This window comes from Actinacidiphila glaucinigra (assembly GCF_900188405.1).
GTDB classification, from domain to species: Bacteria; Actinomycetota; Actinomycetes; order Streptomycetales; family Streptomycetaceae; genus Actinacidiphila; species Actinacidiphila glaucinigra.
Genome location: NZ_FZOF01000028.1, coordinates 1 through 18,755, shown reverse-complemented (window position 1 = coordinate 18,755; position 18,755 = coordinate 1). Strand labels below are relative to the sequence as shown.

Here is an 18,755-nt window from a genome sequence, read left to right as displayed (position 1 = left end):
TTCGGGCGAGGTCAGCGGACAATGGATACCGGCGGTAACGCACCCGAACCGCCGGGGGCTTTCAGGTGCCGGACGGCATATCGGGACCGGATGCCTCCGTCCGTAATTCCATCGCCCCGCGGGCGAGAATCCGGAGGGAGTCGTGCATTCGGTAGTGGCCGTCCGGGCCCTCCTCCAGGAGGCCCGCCCCGACGAGCGTTTCCAGGACCTGCGCGGCACCCCTGGACAGCAAAGGCTTTCCGGTCGGGGGTGCCGTGCGGGATAAGTCGGAACGGCCACCGGAATGGTCTCGACCATTGGCGCCGGAATGCGGGCCATGACGTCCGGGAGGGCCGGCCGAGAGGTCTTCGCCGCGCAGCACCGCCAGCTCCAGGCGCTGCAGGGCGGGCCCCGGGTCGACTCCGAGCTCGGTGCGCAGGTACTCCTTCACCACGCGGTACTCGCACAGCGCCTCGGCGCGCCGCCCGGTGCGGTGCAGCGCCTCGACGAGCTGCGCCCAGAAGGGTTCGTGCGCGGGGTGGGAGCGGGCCACCGGCCAGAGCTCGGACAGCACCTGGCGGCAGCGGCCCAGCGCCAGTTCCAGGTCGAAGACCCGCTCCATGGCGCGCAGCCGCTCCTCGGTCAGCCGGGGCACGACCTCGCGCCGGAGGATGTCGGAGTGGATGTTGGCCAGCAGCGGGCCCTGCCACAGGGCCAGCGCGGTCCGCAGGATGCGCAGTTCCCGCTCCGGGGAGGACGCCTGGTCGGCGGCGCGCAGCAGGTCGCGGAAGGCGATCAGGTCGAGCGAGCCGGCGTCGGCGCCGATCCGGTAGCCCCCGGGGACGGCCTCGATGAGGGTGCCGGCGATCCCGTACTTGGCGAACAGCTGCCGTAATCGCTGGACGCAGGTGTGAAGTGCCGATCTCGCGCTGACGGGGCGCTCCTCGCCCCAGACCACCCGCTGCAGGAATTCGGCGGACACCGTGGAATTGGGATGCAAGAGCAACGCCGCGAGAAGGTTGGCGGGTTTCGACGGCTGAAGCGCAATGACATTGCCGTCGTCCGCTATCCTCACCGGTCCGAGCATGAGGAACTTCGGACTGAATTCGTCCGAATCTAATAACGTGTTCGGTCCGAGGTCACCGGACGCTTCTTGGACACGGTCGACAGATTGCCTTTTATGCATTTCCGCCCACTCCCCGCTGACGCCGGGAACGTATCACGCGCACGAACTCGTCACAAGGGGTCCGCAAGGCCTTCCCGAGGGATTGCCGCGGCAGCGTATGCACCATTTAACCTAAAACATCTACGCGTGTCGACCCGTGGTCGCGAAAAACTTTGCGGCGTCTCTATGGCCGACTTCGGGCATTGCTCCACGAATGCGCGGAAGTCGGTGCGGAGCGGCACAGGGAGCAGGGCCCTTTCGCGTCGCCGCCCCGCCGCTTTCCAGTCGAGGGCCGTCCGCGCCCCGCCGTCCGCCGTCGACGGCCCGCCGGTGGCGCCCGGAGCGGCCGTCCGGGCGCGGTCCGTTGCGGCAGGGGACGTACAGATGCGAGGACCCGGCGTAAAAACGCCCTGCATCGGGTAAAGAGGGCTCCGTGGCCGTCTCCGGCAGGAGGCGACCGCGGGTCACGCAGTCGGCGTGGCTCTTCAGCTGGCACGTGAAGGATGGACGCGGTGGCGACAGGCGTCGTGAAGTGGTTCAACTCGGAAAAGGGCTTCGGCTTCATCGCACAGGACGGAGGTGGCCCCGATGTGTTCGCGCACTACTCGAACATCGCCGGCAACGGCTACCGCGAACTGGTCGAGGGTGAGGCCGTGACGTTCGACGTCACCCAGGGGCAGAAGGGGCCGCAGGCGGAGAACATCATCCGCAACTGACGGTCCTCGACCGGGGTGGCCGGGTCGTCACCGGCGGCGTCCCCATCGCCGCCGGGGAGACCCGGCCACCCCGTCCTCGTCTCCGGCCTCAGCCCCACACCCGCGGGACCCCGCCGTCGGGCCCGCGCCCGGGGCGAGGACACTGGGCCGGTATGACGCACTGGTACGAGCAACGCGACGTCGAGGACGGCCTCGTCCGCATCAGTGAGCCGCACGCCCACGAGATCGTGAGGGCCAACGTGTGGTGGCTGCGCGGCTCCGAGCGCGATCTCGTCGTCGACGCGGGACTCGGGGTGGTGCCCCTGCGCCGCGAGGTCCCGGAGATCCTGGCGCGGGACCCGCTGCTGCTCCTCACCCACGCGCATCTCGACCATGTGGGCGGGGCCCACGAGTTCGCCGAGCGAGCCGCCCACGGCGCGGACGCCGCGGCCCTCGCGCGGGGTGTGCCGGCCAGCCTCGACGGGCCCGAACTCGCCGAACGGCTCGGCACCGAGGACGTGGGCGCGTCCTTCCCGGACCTTCTCCTGGACGCCCTGCCCGACCCCGGATACGACCCCGGCGGCTACGGAATCGGCCCGGTGACCCTCACCCGCACCCTGAGCGGCGACGAGCGGATCGACCTCGGCGGCCGCGTCCTCACCGTCCTCCATGTGCCCGGCCACACGCCCGGCTCCGTCGCCCTCCTCGAAGAGCGCACGGGGGTGCTGTACTCCGGCGACGCCGTCTACGACGGCTATCTCATCGATGACCTGCCCGAGTCCGACGTGGCCGCCTACCGGCGCACCGCGGCCTTCCTCGCCGACCTCGACGTCCGTGTCGTCCACCCCGGTCACGGGCGGAGCTTCGGCCGTGACCGGCTGCGCGAGGTGACGGAGCGCTACCTGCGCCGCAGCGCGCCCGCGGACCGCGCCTGAGCGGTGCGCCGGTGTGCCGGTGCCGGTGTCCTCCCGGCGGTCGGCCCGGGGGACCGGGGTTCACGGCAGGCGCAGGGTGACGTACGCGATGGTGTCCCCGGGCAGCACATAGCGTTCGACCTCGACGAAGCCCCGCGCCCCGGCGAAGCGCAACCCCTCGGTGTTGGACGCGAGGACCACCGTCTCGACCGCCGCCGCGCCCATCTCGCGCGCCCGGTCCATCCCCCGGGTGTAGAGCGCCGTGCCGAAGCCCTGATCCCGGTGGCCGGGCAGCACCCGAGCGATGACCGTGGCCGTGGCGTCCTCGCCGGTGGGCGGCCGCACGGTCGTGCAGCCCACGACGGCGTCACCCAGGTACGCGACCTCCAGGTGGTTGCGCCGCGAGCGCTCGCGCACGTCGTCGAGGGAGAGCGGGCCGGTGGGGATGATGGTGTTGTGGACGAACCGCCAGTCCTCGAGCATGGCGTCGCCATGGGGCTGTTCGATGCGAAGGGTCGACATATCGCAGCAGGAAACCGGTGCACGGCGGACCTCGTCAACCGCATTTGCCGGCGCCCGGAGCACGTCGGCCGCCGCGCTCCGACGCGTCGTTCGGCCCGGCGGGGGAGCACAGCGGTTAGCGTGGTCCGGGATCTTGAGGAGAGTCCTGGTGCAGACCACCCTTGCCGTGCTGTTCGCGCTGCTCGCGGCGGTCAGCAACGCCTTGGCCACCGTGCTGCAGCGCTACGCGGCCCGCACGGTTCCGCTCTCGGTGGGGCTGCGTCCGGCCCTCATCGGCGAACTGCTGCGCAAGCCCGTGTGGCTGGCCGGGTTCGGCGCGGTGGTCGCGGCGGCGGCGTTCCAGGCCCTGGCGCTGCTCAACGGCGCGCTCTCGCTCGTCCAGCCGCTGTTCGTCCTGGAGTTGCCCTTCGCCCTGTTCATCGGCGGTTTCGTGCTGCACCGCCGGCTCCCGCCGCGCGGCTGGGCCGCCGTCGCCGCCATGGTGGTCGGGCTGGGTGTGGGGCTGTGGGCCGCCTCGCCCGGGGGCGGGGTGGACCGGCCGGGCACCGGTACGTGGGCGATGGCGCTGCCCGGTTGCGTCGCCGCCGTCCTGCTGCTCGTCCTCATCGCCGTCCGGCGCCCGGCGGGCCGGGTGCGCGCCGCCTGCTTCGGCCTCTCGGCGGCCGTCTGCTACGCGCTCACCGCCGGGCTGCTCAAGGACGCCACTCAGGTGTGGGACAGCGACGGGGCGGCCGCCTTCTTCACCGCGTGGCAGACGTACGGATTCGCCCTCGTCGGGGTCGCGGCCGTCTTCCTGCTGGAGAACGCCATGCAGTCCGGCCCCCTGGTGGCCTCCCAGCCCGCGCTGACGCTCGGGGACGCGAGCGTGAGCCTCGTGCTGGGTGTGACGGTGTTCGAGGAGCACCTGCGGGGAGGCTGGTGGCTGCTGCCCATGCTGCTGGGGGCGCTGCTCGTGGTGACGGGTGCGTTCGTCCTGGTCCGCGTCCCGTTGGTGCGCACGCTGGTGGCGCCCGACGCGCCCCGCTGAGCGGCACCGGGCGGGCGTGAGGCGTTCACCCGCCGGGAACCCGCGATTTCGACCATGCTCCTGTCAATCGGCTGTACTGGCCGCCATGAGCGGACACCATGCCGACACGGCGCACACGCACGCGCACGGACCCAGCCGACGTTCCCTCCTCGCCGGTGCGGGTGGCCTGCTGATCGCGGCCTCACTCCCCGGAACCGCCCTGGCCGCGGGCACCCGCACCGCCGCGGACACCCCCGCCACGAACCGGGCCGGGGCCTCCCGCGCCTCACTCGTCACCCAGGGCACCAGACTCGTCCACGCCGACCTGCACAACCACACCCTGATGTCGGACGGCGACGGGGACCCCGCCCTCGCGTTCGCCTCCATGCGCGACGCGGGGCTCGACGTGGCGGCGCTCACCGACCACACCACCCTGCTCTCGATCAACGGCCTCTCCAAGGGCGAGTGGGACCGCACCCGCCAGCTCGCGGACGCCGCGAACGACCCCGGCAACTACACCGCGATCCGCGGCTTCGAGTGGTCGCACCCGCTCCTCGGCCACGCCAACGTGTGGTTCACCGACCAGTTCGTCGACCTGGGCGGCGCCAGTTCGATGGGCTCCCTCTACAACTGGATCGCCGGCCGTGACGCGGTGGCGGGCTTCAACCACCCGGGCCGCGAGATCGGGCGCTTCAACGACTTCGCCTACTCCGCCGCGGTGCGCGACAAGATGGTCAGCGTCGAGATGTTCAACCGCGGCGACGACTACCTCTTCGACGGCTGGTCGGACCGCAAGTCCTCGCACCTCAACGCCGTCCTCAACGCCGGCTGGCGTACCGGGATCACCGGGGTCAGCGACCACCACGGCGCGGAGTGGGGCAAGGTCGAGGGCGTGGGCCGCGCCGGGCTCTGGGTCACCGAGAACACCCGGGCCGGTGTGCTGGAGGCCATGCGCGCCCGCCGCTTCTTCGCCACCCGCTTCTCCGGGCTGCGGCTGGACGCCACCGCGGGCGGCGTCCAGATGGGCGGTGTCCTGCCGCTCGCCTCCGGCGACGTCCGCTTCGCCGTGGACCTCGACCGCGGCCCCGACTGGCTGGGCAAGCCCCTGGACATCCAGGTGCTGCGGCCCGGTTCGGGCGCGCCGACCGTGGCCGAGGTCGTCCCGACCACGTCCGGCGGCCTGGCCGAGTTCACCGTCCCGCTCGACGTCGAGGACGGCGCCTGGGTGGTGCTGCGCATCTCCGACCCCTCGCAGCCCAACGGGCAACCCGGGCCGTCCGGACACCCCTGCAACGACCTGGGTGTCGCCTACTCCAGCCCCTGGTGGCTGCAGCCCTGACGGCGCGTCGCGCCCGCCGTGCCCCGCGGCGCGGCGGGCGTCCGCGCAGTCCTAGTCGAAACCGAGGTCGCGCAGGTTGGTCCTCGCCAGCTCCACGATCTCGTCCGCCCGCCCGGACAGGATCGTGCGGGTCGCGAACAGCGTGAACCCTTTGAGCTGGCCGTAGGTGATCTTCGGGGGCAGCGACAGCTCCTGGCGCGCGGTACGCGCGTCGACCAGGGCGGGGCCGTCGTGTTCGAGCGCGGTCGTGAGCGCCTCCTCCAGCTGACCCGGCCGTTCGGCCCTGGCGCCGAACAGCCCGGCTGCCCGGGCGACCTCGGCGTAGTCCGTCTCGCCGAGGTCGGTGCCGAAGTTGACGATGCCCGCGGCCTTCATCTCCAGCTCCACGAAGGAGAGCGCGGTGTTGTTGAAGACCACGATCTTGACCGGCAGCTCCAGCCGGCGCAGCGTCAGCAGCTCCCCCATCAGCATGCTCAGGCCGCCGTCGCCGCACAGGGCCACGACCTGGCGCCCCGGGTGGGAGGCCTGGACGCCGATGGCGTGCGGCAGCGCGTTGGCCATCGTGCCGTGGTTGAAGGACCCGATCAGCCGCCTGTGGCCGTTCATCGTCAGATAGCGTGCCGCCCACACGGTGGGGGTGCCGACGTCGGCCGTGAAGACGGCGTCCCGGGTCGCGAGCTTGTCGACGGTGGCGGCCACGTGCTGGGGGTGCATGGGGTTGTCCGACTGCCCGGCCGCGGCGAGGTGGTCCAGCCGGCCGCGGACCTTCCGGTAGTGGCCGGTCATCCGGTCGGCGAAGGAGCGGTCGGTCCGGGGCCGCAGCAGCGGGAGCAGCGCGGCGGCGGTGTCCTTGACGGTGCCGACCAGCGGGACGTCGACCTCGGTGCGCCGACCGATGTGCTCACCGCGTACGTCGACCTGGACGACCGGCACGTCGGGACCCGGGTAGAACTGGCGGTAGGGGAAGTCGGTGCCGAGCATCAGCAGGGCGTCGCAGTGCTCCATCGCCCGGTAGCCGGAGCTGTAGCCGATCAGGCCGGTGAGCCCCACGTCGTACGGGTTGTCGTGCTCCAGGAACTCCTTGCCGCGCAGCGCGTGCACCATGGGCGCCTTCAGCGCGTCGGCCAGGGCCACCGCCTCGTCGTGCGCGTCGTGGCAGCCCGCGCCACCGAGGATGGTCACCCGCTCCGCCCTGTTGAGGACCTCCGCTGCGCGCGCCAGCCCGGCGTCGTCGGGGCGCACACGGGAGGAGGTCCCGACCACGGGGCGGGGCGGCACGGGCAGGTCGATGTCGGCCAGGAACAGCTCGCCCGGGACGACCAGCACCGCGACGCCCCTGCGCTCCAGCGCCGAGCGCATCGCGATGCGCAGCATCCTGGGGACCTGCTCGGGCAGGCTCGCCATCTCGCGGTAGACGCTGCACTCGCGGAACAGCTCCTGCGGGTGCGTCTCCTGGAAGTACTCGCCGCCGATCTCGGCCCGCGGGATGTGCGCGGCGACCGCCAGCACCGGCACGCGGCTGCGCTGCGCGTCGAACAGCCCGTTGATGAGGTGGAGGTTGCCCGGACCGCAGCTGCCCGCGGTCACCGCGAGCCGCCCGGTGACGGCCGCCTCGCCGGCCGCGGCGAACGCGGCGGTCTCCTCGTGCCGCACGTGGGCCCACGAGACGGCCCCGTTGCGGCGGAGGGCGTCGGTGAACCCGTTCAGCGAATCCCCCGGCAGGCCGTACACCCGACGTACGCCGGAGGCCGCGAGGGCCGCGACCATGACATCTGCGACGGTGGTACCCAAGAGGACTCCCTGGCGGCTCGTCGGAACGGCGCGGTGCCCGTGGCACCCCGGACATTTTGTGACATCTCACACGGCCCGGGGGAAGCGACACGGCGCTCAGAGGATCCGCAGGGCCTCACCCAGGTCGGGGCCGGCGTTCTGCCAGCACTGGATCTCGCCGTCGTCGCTGATCAGGTCGCCGAGGTGCCAGTCGCCGTCGGCGCCGCGGACGACACAGATCCCGCCGAGGTCGATCGCGAGGTCGGCCCGGAGGACCGCGCCCTGGTGGGTGACCGTGCCGATGGTGTCGAGGAGCCGGGCTTCCGGGCAGCCGGTGAGGCGCTGCACGTCGGCCAGGCTCCAGGGCTCCGGCAGGCGTTCGTCGTGCCTCTCGGTCTGGGGAAGCAGCTCCACGACGGCGTTTCCCAGCCGGGGCCGAAGCCAGGCGCCGTCCCGCTCCAGGCCGAGCGCACCTCCCAGGAAGGCCATGTCGAAGGTGCCCGCGAGTGTCTCCCAGCGGAACGGTACCCGGGAGACGTGCGAGGGGAAGTGCAGCTCGTCCGAGGGGCCCGGTCCGAAGGCGTCCTTGGGCACGGGCCCGTCGTCGGTGTAGCGGTGGGCGAAGAAGGCGTTGATCCAGCCTGTGACCCAGGAACCACCCGACTCCGAGCGGTACTTGTAGAGCGATCGCCAGAACTCCTCGTCGACGCCCCGGCCCGAGGGTGTCGCCGCGATCGCGTCCAGGACGGGCTGCAGGCCCCGGAAGTACGGCCGCAGCCCCTCGAACCGCCCGGCGAGCTCCCGGGCCCGTGCGGCCAGCAGGCGCCAGTCCTCCTCCGTCCCTTCCAGCCGGATCCGGGGAATGCCGCACAGGGTCCGCCAGCGGAAGCGGTAGTACGGGCTGACGACGTCCATGAGGGCCACCAGGGCGGCGGTGGCGTCGGCCGGGGTGGTGGTGGAGAAGACGGGCAGGAAGAGCTCGGCCGTATCGTCGCCGATCAGGGCGCGCAGTGGATCCCGCACCAGGTTGACGGAGCGCTCCCAGTCCTCCGGGGCGCGGTCGTCCCGTACGAGGATCGACTGTCGGTGGCCGGGCGTCCGCGTGAACAGCCCGGCGTACGCGGATGAGTTGAGGCGCACATGGACCGCCACCTCGTGCACGACGGTGTACCACAGCACGTCCGGCGAGAGGCTGAGCGGGAGGTGCGCGGTGAAGGCCGTGTGGAGAGCGCGGAGCAGCAGGCTCGACGTCGGTTCGGTCACCTCGGGGGCGTCGGTCGGCCTGCCGCACAGGCTCTCCGTGCTGCGGTGGTGGATACGCGCCGGATCCCTGAGGACGGCGCGGAGGAAGCGTTCGTTGCCGACCTCGGTGAGCGCGCCGGCCAGCCGGGCCGCCTCCGCGTCCCGCCGCGGGTCCGCGTCGAGCGGCAGATCGATCTCGAAAGTCATGGGCACCCCCGGGTTGACCAGCGGCACGATCCTAGGACCGCCCGCCGGGTCGCCCCGAAGGGGGCTCAGATCCAGCCGCGGCGGGTGGCCTCCATGGCGATCTGGAAACGCGTCTGGGCGCCGAAGCGCTGCATGAGGCGGGTGACATGGCGCTGGACGGTGCGTTCGCTCCAGCCCAGGGCGCGGCCGGCGGACTTGTCGGTGGCGCCCGCGGCGAGCAGCGTCAGCAGTTTCGCCTCCTCGGCGGTCAGTTCGTCCGGCGCCTGTTCCAGCCTCCCGGGGGCGCCGCCGTTCGACGGCAGGCGCACCTGCACGCTGCGCTCCCACAACGCCTCGAAGAGGGCGATGAGCGCGTCGAGCAGAGGGGAGGGGTGGATCAGGTACGACGCCGTCACCGTGTGGTCGCCGGGCCGCAGCAGGGGGATGATGGCGAGCCGGTCGTCGGAGATCGCCAGCTTCATCGGCAGGTCGGCCGCGACCCTGGCCTGTTCGCCGTGCCGGACGCCGACGGTGACGTCCGCGAGCCAGCCGGGCAGGGAGAGGACGGTGCTGTCGTAGATCACGCGGTAGGCGACGCCGCGCTTGAGCAGTTCGAGTTCGACGGGGTTGGGCTCGGTGTGCTCCTCGTGCGAGGCGTACGGCGGCCGGTCGAAGCCCCGGACCTGCGTGCGCGTGCTCTGCTGCAACTGCGCCCAGCGGCGGTTGACGTCGTCCCGCCCCGAGACGACCTCGACCAACTCGCCGGGGTTCACGAAGCGCGTGCCCGCGCGGTACAGGTCCATCAGGCCGGAGACGTGGGAGCGTACGTCGTTCAACGCCCGTTCCCGGTCGCGCAGTACGGCCTCCAGCGCGCTGTCCGGGGAGACCGCCGCGTAGGTCACGGGGCGCCCGGTGGAGCGCACGGCGAGGCCGAGGGCGACCAGCGACCGTACGCTGCGGCGCGTCGCGGGGGCGGGCAGCCGGCAGTCGTGTGCCAGTTCCGCGACCGTGGCGTGCACCCGGCGCACAAGGGCCTCGTACACCGATTCGTCCTGCCGGCTCAGGCCGATGGATTCGAGCATGGTCCGTGGTCCGCCTTCGTGCTCTCTTCACGTGTCGTACTTCCGTCACCTGACGGGAAGTCGCCCTGCGATCATCTTGTCAGTCCGGTGAAGGGGCTGTCAGCGTTCCCCGCGGTACGCCGTCATTCCGGTTCGAGGACCGAGGACGTGGAACCCACGTCCTCGGTGGAGTGCCCGTGCCGCCGCGGGGTGATCACCGGCCGCGTCCGTCGCGAGGGCGTAGGCCACGGCGCCCTTGGTGGGCTTGTCCGGGAAGCGCATCGCGGCTCGCGGCGGAGCGGCAGACCGCTGACGGCCGAGTCGACGACGATCACCACGAGCTGCAGCAGCAGCGAGATGTTCTGCAGCGCCGGGTTGCGGAGCACGCTGAGCACGAGGATGACCACGCCACACGGAAGCGCGAGTCCACGTAGTCGCGGGCGAACTTGCGCACCGGGCCCTTGCCGAGCGCACCCCGGGCGAGGACCTGGCCATCGCGGGGTGGCGATGCCGCGCGGCGCGGCTGTGGTGGTCGCCTCCGCCGTCGCCGACCGCGACCCGGACCGCCTGGACGCACCACGGCGCGGCCGCGGACCGGCCGGCACGGTTCCCGGGACCGGGTCCGACCGCGGGCAGCCGTCACGCCGCCGGCGCGCGCCGCGAGGGGCCCCGGGTCCCCGCCGGCGGAGCCGGCTCAGCAGGGCTGCTCGGCCCAGATGGTCTTGCCCTCCTCGGTGTGGCGGCAGCCCCAGCGCTGGGTGAGCTGGGCGACGATGAACAGCCCCCGGCCGTTCTCGTCGAGGCTGCGGGCCCGCCGCAGATGCGGGGTGGTGCTGCTGCTGTCGGAGACCTCGCAGGTCAGCCCGTCGTCGTGGCGGATGAGCCGCAGCCGGAACGGCGGAAGGGCGTGGCGGATGGCGTTGGTGACGAGTTCGCTGACGATCAGCTCGGTCGTCTGCGTCGCGTCCGGAAGCCCCCAGGCGGCGAGCTTTCCCGCCACGTGCTTGCGCGCGTGGGAGACGGCGGCGGGATCGGGCATCAGGTCCCAGGTGGCGACGGCACCGCTGTCGAAGGTGCGGGTACGGGCGGCGAGGATCGCGGCGCAGGGCCGCTCCGCCTCGGGCAGGGCCCGCAGGACGGTGCGGCACACGGTGTCGAGGGAGGGGCGGTCCTCCCGGGTGCGGGCGAGGGTGCGCAGGACCTTCTCGGCGGCCGGCCCGCCGAGGCAGGTGCCGGTGTGCACCAGCAGCAGGCTGCCCGCGGGGAGGTTCACCACGGTGGCCTCCGAGGACGGCCGTGCCTGGCCCAGCGGTTGGGACGGCGGGAGCACGATGGTCGTGACCGCGCCCTCCGGGCTGACGACGACGGGCGCGGGGTGCCCGGTGGCGGCGAGCGAACAGCGGCCGGACACCGGGTCGTAGACCGCGTAGAGGCAGGCGGCGCTGACCCCCGTGCCCGCGGGCCGCAGCCGGCCGAGCACGTCGTCGAGGTGCGTGAGCAGCTCGTCCGGCTGGAGGTCGATGTCGGCCAGCGTGCGTACCGCCGCCCGGAGTTCGGCGGCCGCCGCGCCCGCCGCCGTACCGGTCTCCGCGGAGACCGAGCCCGCCACGAGGGCGACCCGGGCACCGGGCAGCGGGATGGCGTCGAGCCAGTGTGCGCTGGGCCCGGAGTGCTCGCGCGCGGGCATGCAGCGGCCGACGACCTCCACCGCCGCCGACCCCGGCAGGGCTGTGACCAGCAGGCCGTCGGGAGCCGCCGGGGCGGTGCCGCTCCCGTGGTCCGAGGGGTGCACCGCGGCGGTGACGGCGGGTTCCGCGGGGAAGCACGCGCCGGCGGCCGCGCACTGCCGGCGCTGCAGCCACAGCCGGGCCCGGCACAGGACGACGCTGAGGACGAAGGACAGCGCGGCCGCCAGGATGACGACCGTCCGGCCGCCCACCGACACCCCGTGGATCGCGAAGCCGTAGATCGCCACGCTGGCACCGAGCGTGGCGGCGCCGATGACGAAGGTGCGCCTGACGGGCAGCAGGGCGGCGGCCACGAGGGGAGCGAACGCCGAGTACGGCGACCATCGGACCAGGCCGCCCTCGGACGCCTCCAGCTGGACCGCGCAGACGGCGCCGAGGTAGCACAGGAGCAGCACCGGGCCGATGCCCCACGGCAGCCGGGGCACGATCATGCCCGCCAGCGCCCTGCCGTGACCGGTGCGCCCCTGGGGCGGCACCGTACGCCCGCCGCTCACGGCGCGGCCTCCGCGGGATGCGGCGACCGCGGCGGGGGCGGACCCTGGCCGGCGCCCGGCACCGGCGGGCGCTGCACCGCCACCATCGCGAGGTCGTCGTCGAGCCGCTGTCCGGTGTGGGCGTCCAGGTCGTCGCCGACGTGCCGCAGCAGCTCGTCCGGTCCCTCCCAGTCCCAGGTGCCCGCCCGTTCCTGGAGTGGATAGAAGTCGCCGGAGGCGTTCCGGGCCTCGATGGCGCCGTCGGTGTAGAGCAGGAGCGTGTCCCCGGCGCCGAAGACGAAGACGTCGAGGTGGAAGTCGTCCGGGGTGTCGCCGGCCAGCCCGAAGGGGGGTGCGGGCCGGCGCGCCTCCAGGGCCATGACCCGGCCGCGGTGCCGGAGCAGCGGCGGTGGGTGCCCGCAGCTGACGACCCGTACGATGCCGGCGTCGTCGGGCACCTCCACCAGGAGGGCGGTGATGAAGCGTTCACCGGCCTCGGGGTCGGCCTCGGTGAGCTGGGCCAGGTGCCGCTCGACACTGCGCTCCAGGGAGGCGGCCAGCGCGGGCAGGGTGGCGTGGTGGTGCGCGGCCTCGCGGAACGCGCCGAGGAGCGCGGAGGCGTCCTCCACGGCCGGCAGCCCCTTGCCGCGGACGTCGCCGATCAGGAATCTGGTCGCGTGGTCGGTGCGGGTGGCGCCGAACAGGTCACCGCCCACCAGGGCGTGCGCGGCGGCAGCGCGGTAGACGGAGGCGACCCGCAGCGGGCCCATGTGCGCCGGGATCGGCCGCAGCAGCACCCGTTGGGCCGCCTCGGACACCGCCCGCACCTCGTGGAGTTCTCTCAGGTCGCGGTCGTGCAGTGTGCGCGCGGCGATGACGAAGCCGGAGACCGCCAGCAGCGCGCCGATGTGGATGGGCAGGACGGACGAGTGCAGCAGCCCGTCGTGGCGGTCGACGACCAGCATCGCGGCGCTGGCGACGAGGGCGACGCACGCGGTGAACCGGGCGCGCGCGAACGCGGCCGTGGAGGTCGGGGCGGCCACCAGCAGCGGTGACAGGTGGATGGCCACAGGGGCGAACGATCCGGCCAGGGTGATCGCTGCGATCAGTCCGGCCGGCAGGGACACCTGGATGCGGCTGCCCGCCCTCGGGACGTGTTCCCCGGCCCGGCCGGCGAGCCGTGGATGCCTCCCCCGTCCGCCGGCGAGGCGCGCTCCGGATGGGCGGAGGCGATGCCCTGCCTGCGCCGCTGCCGGGACGGGGGAAGAGAAGAGGTTCATGTGGGGTCCTGCGGGTGGTTCGTGCGCCGGGCACGGACGGTGCGCGTGCGGTGCGCGTGCGCCCTCCGGCACGGTGGGAACGCTCGACCGCTCGCCTGCGGACGGGCGGGACGTCACCCGGCCCGGTGGTGATCCGGCTGCTCGGCCGGAACGTCAGGGGCGGCCTGCGCTGGGGGCCCGGGACACGGCCGCCGTGGCGTGACCGTGCGGGGCGGGCGGTAACACCGGCAGCCGCCGGTACCTGACGGGGCATCCGTCATGGCCGGGTGCCGGGAGCGCCGAAGCGGAGCCGGCACCGTGTGCGTCCGGGCACCGGCCGGCGCGCGGACTCGTCTGGATCATGGCCCCACCGTCCTCACCTTGCCGCATCGTGGAAGCCATTGCCGCAATGCGGTATCCACTGTGCGACCCGCATGGGGCATCGTCAAGGCGATCCGTTCGACGCGCGCGGGACGGGCCCCGTCGTCGAAGTTCCTCCCCCGGTTCCCACGCGGCTCCCCGGCGAGGGCGGCGGCGTGCCCGGAGGTATCCGGCAGTTCCTCGCGGGGCCCCGCCGAAGGCCGTGGGAGGGGCGGCGACGACGGGCTCTACGCTCCGTCGCCCCGCCACATCCGCCCCTCGGCGATGGCCGAGGCGCAGTCGATCGCCTGGGCCGCGAGGTCCTTGGCGCGGGCAGGGGTGAGGCGGTGGGACGGCCCCCCGAGGCTCACCGCGGCGATCACGCGTCCGTCGCCGGAGCGCACGGGCGCGGCCAGCGAGTTCAGTCCCGGTTCGAGTTCCTCCTCGCAGAACGCCCAGCCCTGCTCCCTGACCTCCACGAGCTGCCCCAGCAGCACGGCCGGATCCACCACGGTCCGCGCGGTACGGGCCGTCAGGCCCTCGTCCAGGACGAGGGCGAGCGCGTCCGGGTCGAAGGCCATGAAGACCTTGCCCGCGGCGCTGGGCTGCAGGGGCATGACCTGGCCGACGTGGCCCCGGTAGACGATCGAGTGCGTCGACTGCGCCCAGATCACGGTGACCCGCCTGGCGCCCTGCCGTACCTGCAGGCCGCAGCATTCGCCGCAGTGGTCCCGCAGCCCGGTCACCAGCGGTCTGGCCGCGGCGATCAGGTCCGAGGCGGCGGTGGCCGCCGCCGACCAGCCGATCACCCGCAGACCGATGCTGTAGGCGGTGCCCTCGCGCTGGAGGAGGTTCTCCCGGACGAGTGTGCGCAGGATGCGCGCGACGGTGGAGGACGGCAGGCCGGTCCTGCGGACGATCTCCGAGGCCTGGAGGCGGGGGGTGGTCACGGAGAAGCAGTCCAGGATCTGGGCGGACTTCCGGACCACCTGGACGGAACCGTCCGCCGCCCCGTTGCGATCGCGATCAGCGGTCATGGCCGCATCGCCTTCTCTCGTCCTCGCATGGCGGGAAACAGTCCCGCATCGTGGCACCTCCCCACTGTCGGTGCCGTGCTGCAAGGGGTCAAGCAAGGCGGCCCTTGCCGTGCGGGGCAGGGGCCGCCGCAGGTCACGAACGGTCGAAGGTGGCGGGCACCGGCAGCGTGGACCACCGAGGCACCGGCCACGCGACGACGAAGGCGCGGCCGACCACGTCGTCCAGCGGCACGAAGCCGCCGCCCGGTTCGTCGACGTGGGCGCGCGAGTCCTGTGAGGCGTTGCGGTGGTCGCCCATCACCCACAGGTGGTCCTCGGGGACGGTGACCTTCCCGACCGGGATGTCGTCGCACGGCGTGGCGCCGGGGTAGATGTACGGCTCGTCCAGGGCCTTCCCGTTCACCGTGACCGGCTTGCCGCGCTCGCACTCGACGGTGTCGCCGCCGACCGCGATGACGCGCTTGATGAGGTCCTGCTCGTCGGAGGAGGGCGCAAGTCCGACGAACGCCAGCGCCTTCGTGAGCACGTTGCCGCCGGCCGGCGGCGGCTGGTCGCCCAGCCAGCGGCCGGGATCGCGGAAGACGACCACCTCTCCGCGCTGCGGCGTCGCCCCGAACCACGGGGTGAGCTTGTCCACCAGGACCCGGTCGCCCACCTGCAGGGTGTCCTGCATCGAACCCGAGGGGATGGAGAAGGCCTGCACGAAGAAGGTCTTGATCCCCAGGGCCATGACCAGGGCCACGACGACGAGGATCGGCAGCTCCTGCCACCAGGGACGCTGCGTGCGGGCCTTTCGCGGCCGTCTCCGGCGGGCCGGTGCCTCCGGCTCGTCCTCGCCGGTGCCGCGGACACCCGTCCGGCCGTCCTCCCCAGTGGTCATGCCTGCTCCTTCTCGGTGTCGGTACGACGGGCGCGGTGCGTGCCCGTACACCTGAACGATCAGGAGTTCCCGGCTCGCCTCGCCGCGGCCCGAAGTCCCGGATTCCGAGGGTGTGGAACCGGAACACCGGCCCGCGCGTGGTCACAGGGCATGATCGGGAAGAACGGCGCCACGGCCGTGGGCGCGCATCTGGCGGCGGTCTGGTTCGCGGGCAGTGCTCTGACCGCCGTCCAGTTCCAGGCGGTGTTGGTCGCGCTGTTCCTCGGCAGGCCGGTGGTCCTGGCCGTCGTGCTCGTCTGTTCGGTCGCCCTCGCGGCGGCGCTGCTCGCGCCGTTGGGCAGGGCCGCCCGCTCCGTCGTACCGCTCACTCGCCGGAGGGCGGGCCTGTGGGGCTGGACGGCCGGGGTGTACGCCTTCGGCACCGCCGGGGCGCTCGCCGTGGCGGTGGCGCTCGAGCACGTCGGAGAGTTCGCGAACTGGGGTGTGCTGTGGCCCGCCGGAGGGACCTGTCACGCCCTCGCCGCCGCGTTCCTCCTGCCCGGAGCCAGGGCGCGGCTCATCGCGCTGGCCGCGGCCGTCGTCCTCGCGGCGGGCGGGGCGTACGCCGCCTGGGACGCCGCCCGCCCGCCCACCCTCGACGAGTGGATGAGCGCCAACCGGGTGGACCACGCGCTGCTGCGCGTCGGCGACCCGCCGCCCGGCTACACGCTGTACGTCGGGGGCGCGTCCGCCGACGGCTTCGGCGCCCGCTACGAGAGCACGGACTCCCCGGAGCTGAGCATCCGGGTCGAACGCGCCGGAGCCGACACGCGGCGTGTCGACGCGCGAGGCTGCCCCGTCCCGTTCGGCCAGGAGATCCACTGCCGCGACGACGGGGGAGGCCGCCTGCTGATCGCCCGCGGCGGCGCCTACCCGACGCGTGAACTGCGGCTGCCTCAGGGCGGCCTGGTCTGCACCGTGACCCTGCGGGGTTCCGGCGAGAGCGGGCTCCCGGCCGCCCGCCACGTCCTGGCCACGCTGCGTCCGGCGACCCGGGCCGAACTCGCCGCGCTGGTGGAGCTGCCGATGCCGCGCTGACGGCTCCCGCTCCGGGTGGGCCGGGGCCGGGCCCCGGCCCACCCGGCGTACGGTCAGCCGCAGTCGCCCGCGGGGCGGGAGCGGGTCACCAGGTCGAAGGACGTGGTGGTCGTGTCCAGCCAGAGCACACGGCTGTCGCCAGCGGCCACCGCGTACGTCTGCCGGCCCGGCGCGCACGAGACGCGGCCCAGGGGGGCACCCTTCGACGAGTACTGCCGGAGCTGGGTGGCCAGGTACGGCAGGCCCGTCGGGGCCTGCGGGTCGACGGTGAGGGTGACGGCCGTGTCCGACGCGGTCAGCGCCCACGCCCCGAGGGTCGCGGAGGAGGTCGCGGGGATGACGTCCGTGGTGCCCGAGGCGTCGAGGCCGCTCCTGCGTACGGCCGACTGCCCCTCGTCGTAGGGGTCCTCGTCGGCGAGCCAGTACACCCCGGAGGAGGTCGCCACGGGCCGGCTGGTCCATACCGCGCGGCTCGGGGTGCCGAGCGCGGTCCTGCCCGTCCGCGTGTCGAAGACGTCGACGGCGGCGCGCCGGTGGCCGGGGTCGTCGCCCCACCAGCCGCTCACCGTGTACGCGATGCGCCCGTCGTGGACGGAGGGCGACTCGGCGCGGACGTCGGCGTCTGCGGCGGTGGCGTCGGGGCGGTTCAGCGGGACGGTGCGCGGGGTGGGGTCGGAGCCCTTGATGTAGCGCAGGCCGGCGTGGCCCTGGCTGTCGTTCTCGGACCAGGCGACGGTGTCGCCGTCCATGCTCAGGCTGCCGATCGAGGCGGTGGAGGTGCTGTAGAGCCGCTTCGCCGGGCCGCCGGTCACGGGGGCGGACATCAGGTCGTAGGTGTCGCCGACGGCGAGCCAGACCACGCGCCTGCCGTCGGTGACGGGGCTGAGGTGGTAGCGCCCGTCCTCCGGCGAGACCTGACGGGCCTTGCCCTTGCCGTCGGTCCGGCCGGTCCACACCGAGTACGGGGCCGCGCTGTCGGCGCTGGAGCGGGGGACCGCCCACCAGCCGCCGCCCGCGGCGGGACCGATGTCGTTGGCGAGACCGGTCTCGAGGGTGCCGAGCCGGCCGAGGAGGACGTCGCTGTCCAGGCCGAGGTTCCGCTCCCAGCCGGGGACGATGCCGTGGGCGTCGAAGGCCTTCTTCACCTTGGCCATGCGGTCGCCCTTGACGTGCAGCGACTTTGCGGCGGCGAGGACCGCGTCGCGGCCCTCGGTGAAGCCGTTGAGGGGGGTGATGTAGGAGGTGAGCGCCTTGTACACGATTCTGTCGGCGAGTTCACCGCCCAGGCTCTCGCGGATGTCCCAGAGCGCGCCGCCGAAGATGTGCGAGTTGAGGTGGACACCGCCCTGGTCGTTGCGAGACCCCAGCGGCATGCTGATGAAGTCCCGGGTGCCCGCGCCGTCGTTGAGGTCGCGGAAGGCGCACTCCTTCGGCGTCAGCGTGCGGCAGAGGTCGCCGCCGATCAGGCCGGCGTCCGGGTCGGTCATGGAGGTGCGGCCGACGGTGACGTCGATGGCGTTGCCGAGGTAGTCGGCGATGGCCTCGTTCATGGCGCCGGACTGGCCGGCGTAGACGAGGTCGGCGGTGTGCTCGACGACGCCGTGGGTCATCTCGTGTCCGACGACGTCCAGGTCGGAGGCGAGGGAGCGGTACTCGTCGTCACCGGTGCCGTAGACCATCTTGCTGCCGTCCCAGAAGGCGTTCACCCAGGGGTAGCCGAGATCGGCGGTGACGCCGACGAGGGAGTTGATGGCCATGCCCTTGCCGTCGAGGCTGTCGCGCTGGAAGGTGCCGCGGTAGAACTCGTAGACCTTTCCGGCCGCCCAGTGGGCGTCGACCGCGCCGTTGTCGGTCAGTTCCTGCGGCGCCTTCGTGGTCGGCATCGCGAAGGGCACGACGCTCTCGGGCCACTGGCCGTCGAGGTCCTTGTACCAGAGGCTGGAGGCGTCCCAGGTCTGGATGACGTTGCGGCTCTTGCTGTCGGCCATGTGCGCGGAGTCGCGCAGCAGGTACTGGCCGGTGGCGGCGTCCTTGGTGAGGTT

At 73.1% G+C, this 18,755-nt stretch carries 16 protein-coding genes; 5 read left to right on the top strand and 11 right to left on the bottom strand.

What is annotated here, in order from left to right; translation table 11 throughout:
* Positions 1 to 61: 61 nt before the first annotated feature.
* A complete protein-coding gene (locus tag CHF15_RS35515; protein WP_410169679.1) occupies positions 62 to 1,066 on the bottom strand; it encodes an AfsR/SARP family transcriptional regulator in 1,005 nt (334 codons plus the stop codon).
* A gap of 590 nt (positions 1,067 to 1,656) precedes the next feature.
* Here CHF15_RS35515 and CHF15_RS35510 point away from each other — a divergent pair.
* Together CHF15_RS35510 and CHF15_RS35505 are read left to right on the top strand one after the other, a co-directional pair.
* A complete protein-coding gene (locus CHF15_RS35510; protein WP_018557881.1) occupies positions 1,657 to 1,860 on the top strand; it encodes a cold-shock protein in 204 nt (67 codons plus the stop codon).
* A gap of 152 nt (positions 1,861 to 2,012) precedes the next feature.
* Positions 2,013 to 2,774: an MBL fold metallo-hydrolase gene (locus CHF15_RS35505; RefSeq protein WP_089228043.1), complete on the top strand. Its 762-nt coding sequence runs from the start codon at positions 2,013 to 2,015 to the stop codon at positions 2,772 to 2,774.
* Positions 2,775 to 2,834: 60 nt separating this feature from the next.
* On the opposite strand, the gene CHF15_RS35500 is transcribed toward CHF15_RS35505, so the two are convergent.
* A complete protein-coding gene (locus CHF15_RS35500; protein WP_089228042.1) occupies positions 2,835 to 3,275 on the bottom strand; it encodes a GNAT family N-acetyltransferase in 441 nt (146 codons plus the stop codon).
* 148 nt (positions 3,276 to 3,423) lie between these two features.
* Here CHF15_RS35500 and CHF15_RS35495 point away from each other — a divergent pair, with 148 nt between their 5' ends.
* Positions 3,424 to 4,302, top strand: coding sequence for a DMT family transporter (locus tag CHF15_RS35495; protein ID WP_089228041.1), 879 nt, complete (start codon positions 3,424 to 3,426; stop codon positions 4,300 to 4,302).
* Positions 4,303 to 4,387: 85 nt separating this feature from the next.
* Entirely contained in the window at positions 4,388 to 5,620 is a 1,233-nt protein-coding gene (locus CHF15_RS35490; RefSeq protein ID WP_089228040.1) for a CehA/McbA family metallohydrolase, read from the top strand.
* A gap of 51 nt (positions 5,621 to 5,671) precedes the next feature.
* Here CHF15_RS35490 and poxB read toward each other — a convergent pair whose 3' ends face one another.
* The 8 genes from poxB to lepB form a co-directional block, all read right to left on the bottom strand.
* Entirely contained in the window at positions 5,672 to 7,411 is a 1,740-nt protein-coding gene (poxB, locus tag CHF15_RS35485) for a ubiquinone-dependent pyruvate dehydrogenase (RefSeq protein ID WP_089228039.1), read from the bottom strand.
* 96 nt (positions 7,412 to 7,507) lie between these two features.
* Positions 7,508 to 8,839, bottom strand: a complete 1,332-nt coding sequence (locus CHF15_RS35480) for a DUF4419 domain-containing protein (RefSeq protein WP_245939209.1) — start codon at positions 8,837 to 8,839, stop codon at positions 7,508 to 7,510.
* Positions 8,840 to 8,904: 65 nt separating this feature from the next.
* On the bottom strand, positions 8,905 to 9,900 hold the full coding sequence (locus CHF15_RS35475) for a helix-turn-helix transcriptional regulator (RefSeq protein WP_089228038.1): 996 nt from the start codon (positions 9,898 to 9,900) through the stop codon (positions 8,905 to 8,907).
* Positions 9,901 to 10,022: 122 nt separating this feature from the next.
* On the bottom strand, positions 10,023 to 10,286 hold the full coding sequence (locus tag CHF15_RS44555) for a hypothetical protein (protein ID WP_089228037.1): 264 nt from the start codon (positions 10,284 to 10,286) through the stop codon (positions 10,023 to 10,025).
* Positions 10,287 to 10,573: 287 nt separating this feature from the next.
* Complete coding sequence (locus tag CHF15_RS35465; RefSeq protein WP_245939208.1) at positions 10,574 to 12,121, bottom strand: ATP-binding SpoIIE family protein phosphatase; 1,548 nt, start codon at positions 12,119 to 12,121, stop codon at positions 10,574 to 10,576.
* On the bottom strand, positions 12,118 to 13,227 hold the full coding sequence (locus CHF15_RS35460) for a PP2C family protein-serine/threonine phosphatase (RefSeq protein WP_089228036.1): 1,110 nt from the start codon (positions 13,225 to 13,227) through the stop codon (positions 12,118 to 12,120). The genes CHF15_RS35465 and CHF15_RS35460 overlap by 4 nt, the downstream gene beginning before the upstream one ends.
* Before the next feature lie 740 nt (positions 13,228 to 13,967).
* A complete protein-coding gene (locus CHF15_RS35455) occupies positions 13,968 to 14,756 on the bottom strand; it encodes an IclR family transcriptional regulator (RefSeq protein ID WP_089228035.1) in 789 nt (262 codons plus the stop codon).
* Positions 14,757 to 14,889: 133 nt separating this feature from the next.
* Entirely contained in the window at positions 14,890 to 15,636 is a 747-nt protein-coding gene (lepB, locus tag CHF15_RS35450; protein WP_089228034.1) for a signal peptidase I, read from the bottom strand.
* A 150-nt stretch (positions 15,637 to 15,786) separates the two neighbouring features.
* Between lepB and CHF15_RS35445 the strand changes: the two genes are divergently transcribed.
* Positions 15,787 to 16,713: a hypothetical protein gene (locus CHF15_RS35445; protein WP_089228033.1), complete on the top strand. Its 927-nt coding sequence runs from the start codon at positions 15,787 to 15,789 to the stop codon at positions 16,711 to 16,713.
* Between the two features lie 53 nt (positions 16,714 to 16,766).
* Here CHF15_RS35445 and CHF15_RS35440 read toward each other — a convergent pair.
* On the bottom strand, positions 16,767 to 18,755 hold a 1,989-nt coding region (locus CHF15_RS35440; RefSeq protein ID WP_089228032.1), incomplete at its 5' end, for a M4 family metallopeptidase.

What these genes read in the sequence shown, in the direction of transcription:
- CHF15_RS35515 (WP_410169679.1), bottom strand. Translation starts at nt 1,066, where the DNA reads ATGCTCGGACCGGTGAGGATAGCGGACGACGGCAATGTCATTGCGCTT.
- CHF15_RS35505 (WP_089228043.1), top strand. Translation starts at nt 2,013, where the DNA reads ATGACGCACTGGTACGAGCAACGCGACGTCGAGGACGGCCTCGTCCGC.
- CHF15_RS35500 (WP_089228042.1), bottom strand. Translation starts at nt 3,275, where the DNA reads ATGTCGACCCTTCGCATCGAACAGCCCCATGGCGACGCCATGCTCGAG.
- CHF15_RS35490 (WP_089228040.1), top strand. Translation starts at nt 4,388, where the DNA reads ATGAGCGGACACCATGCCGACACGGCGCACACGCACGCGCACGGACCC.
- CHF15_RS35480 (WP_245939209.1), bottom strand. Translation starts at nt 8,839, where the DNA reads ATGACTTTCGAGATCGATCTGCCGCTCGACGCGGACCCGCGGCGGGAC.
- CHF15_RS35475 (WP_089228038.1), bottom strand. Translation starts at nt 9,900, where the DNA reads ATGCTCGAATCCATCGGCCTGAGCCGGCAGGACGAATCGGTGTACGAG.
- CHF15_RS35455 (WP_089228035.1), bottom strand. Translation starts at nt 14,756, where the DNA reads ATGACCGCTGATCGCGATCGCAACGGGGCGGCGGACGGTTCCGTCCAG.
- lepB (WP_089228034.1), bottom strand. Translation starts at nt 15,636, where the DNA reads ATGACCACTGGGGAGGACGGCCGGACGGGTGTCCGCGGCACCGGCGAG.
- CHF15_RS35445 (WP_089228033.1), top strand. Translation starts at nt 15,787, where the DNA reads ATGATCGGGAAGAACGGCGCCACGGCCGTGGGCGCGCATCTGGCGGCG.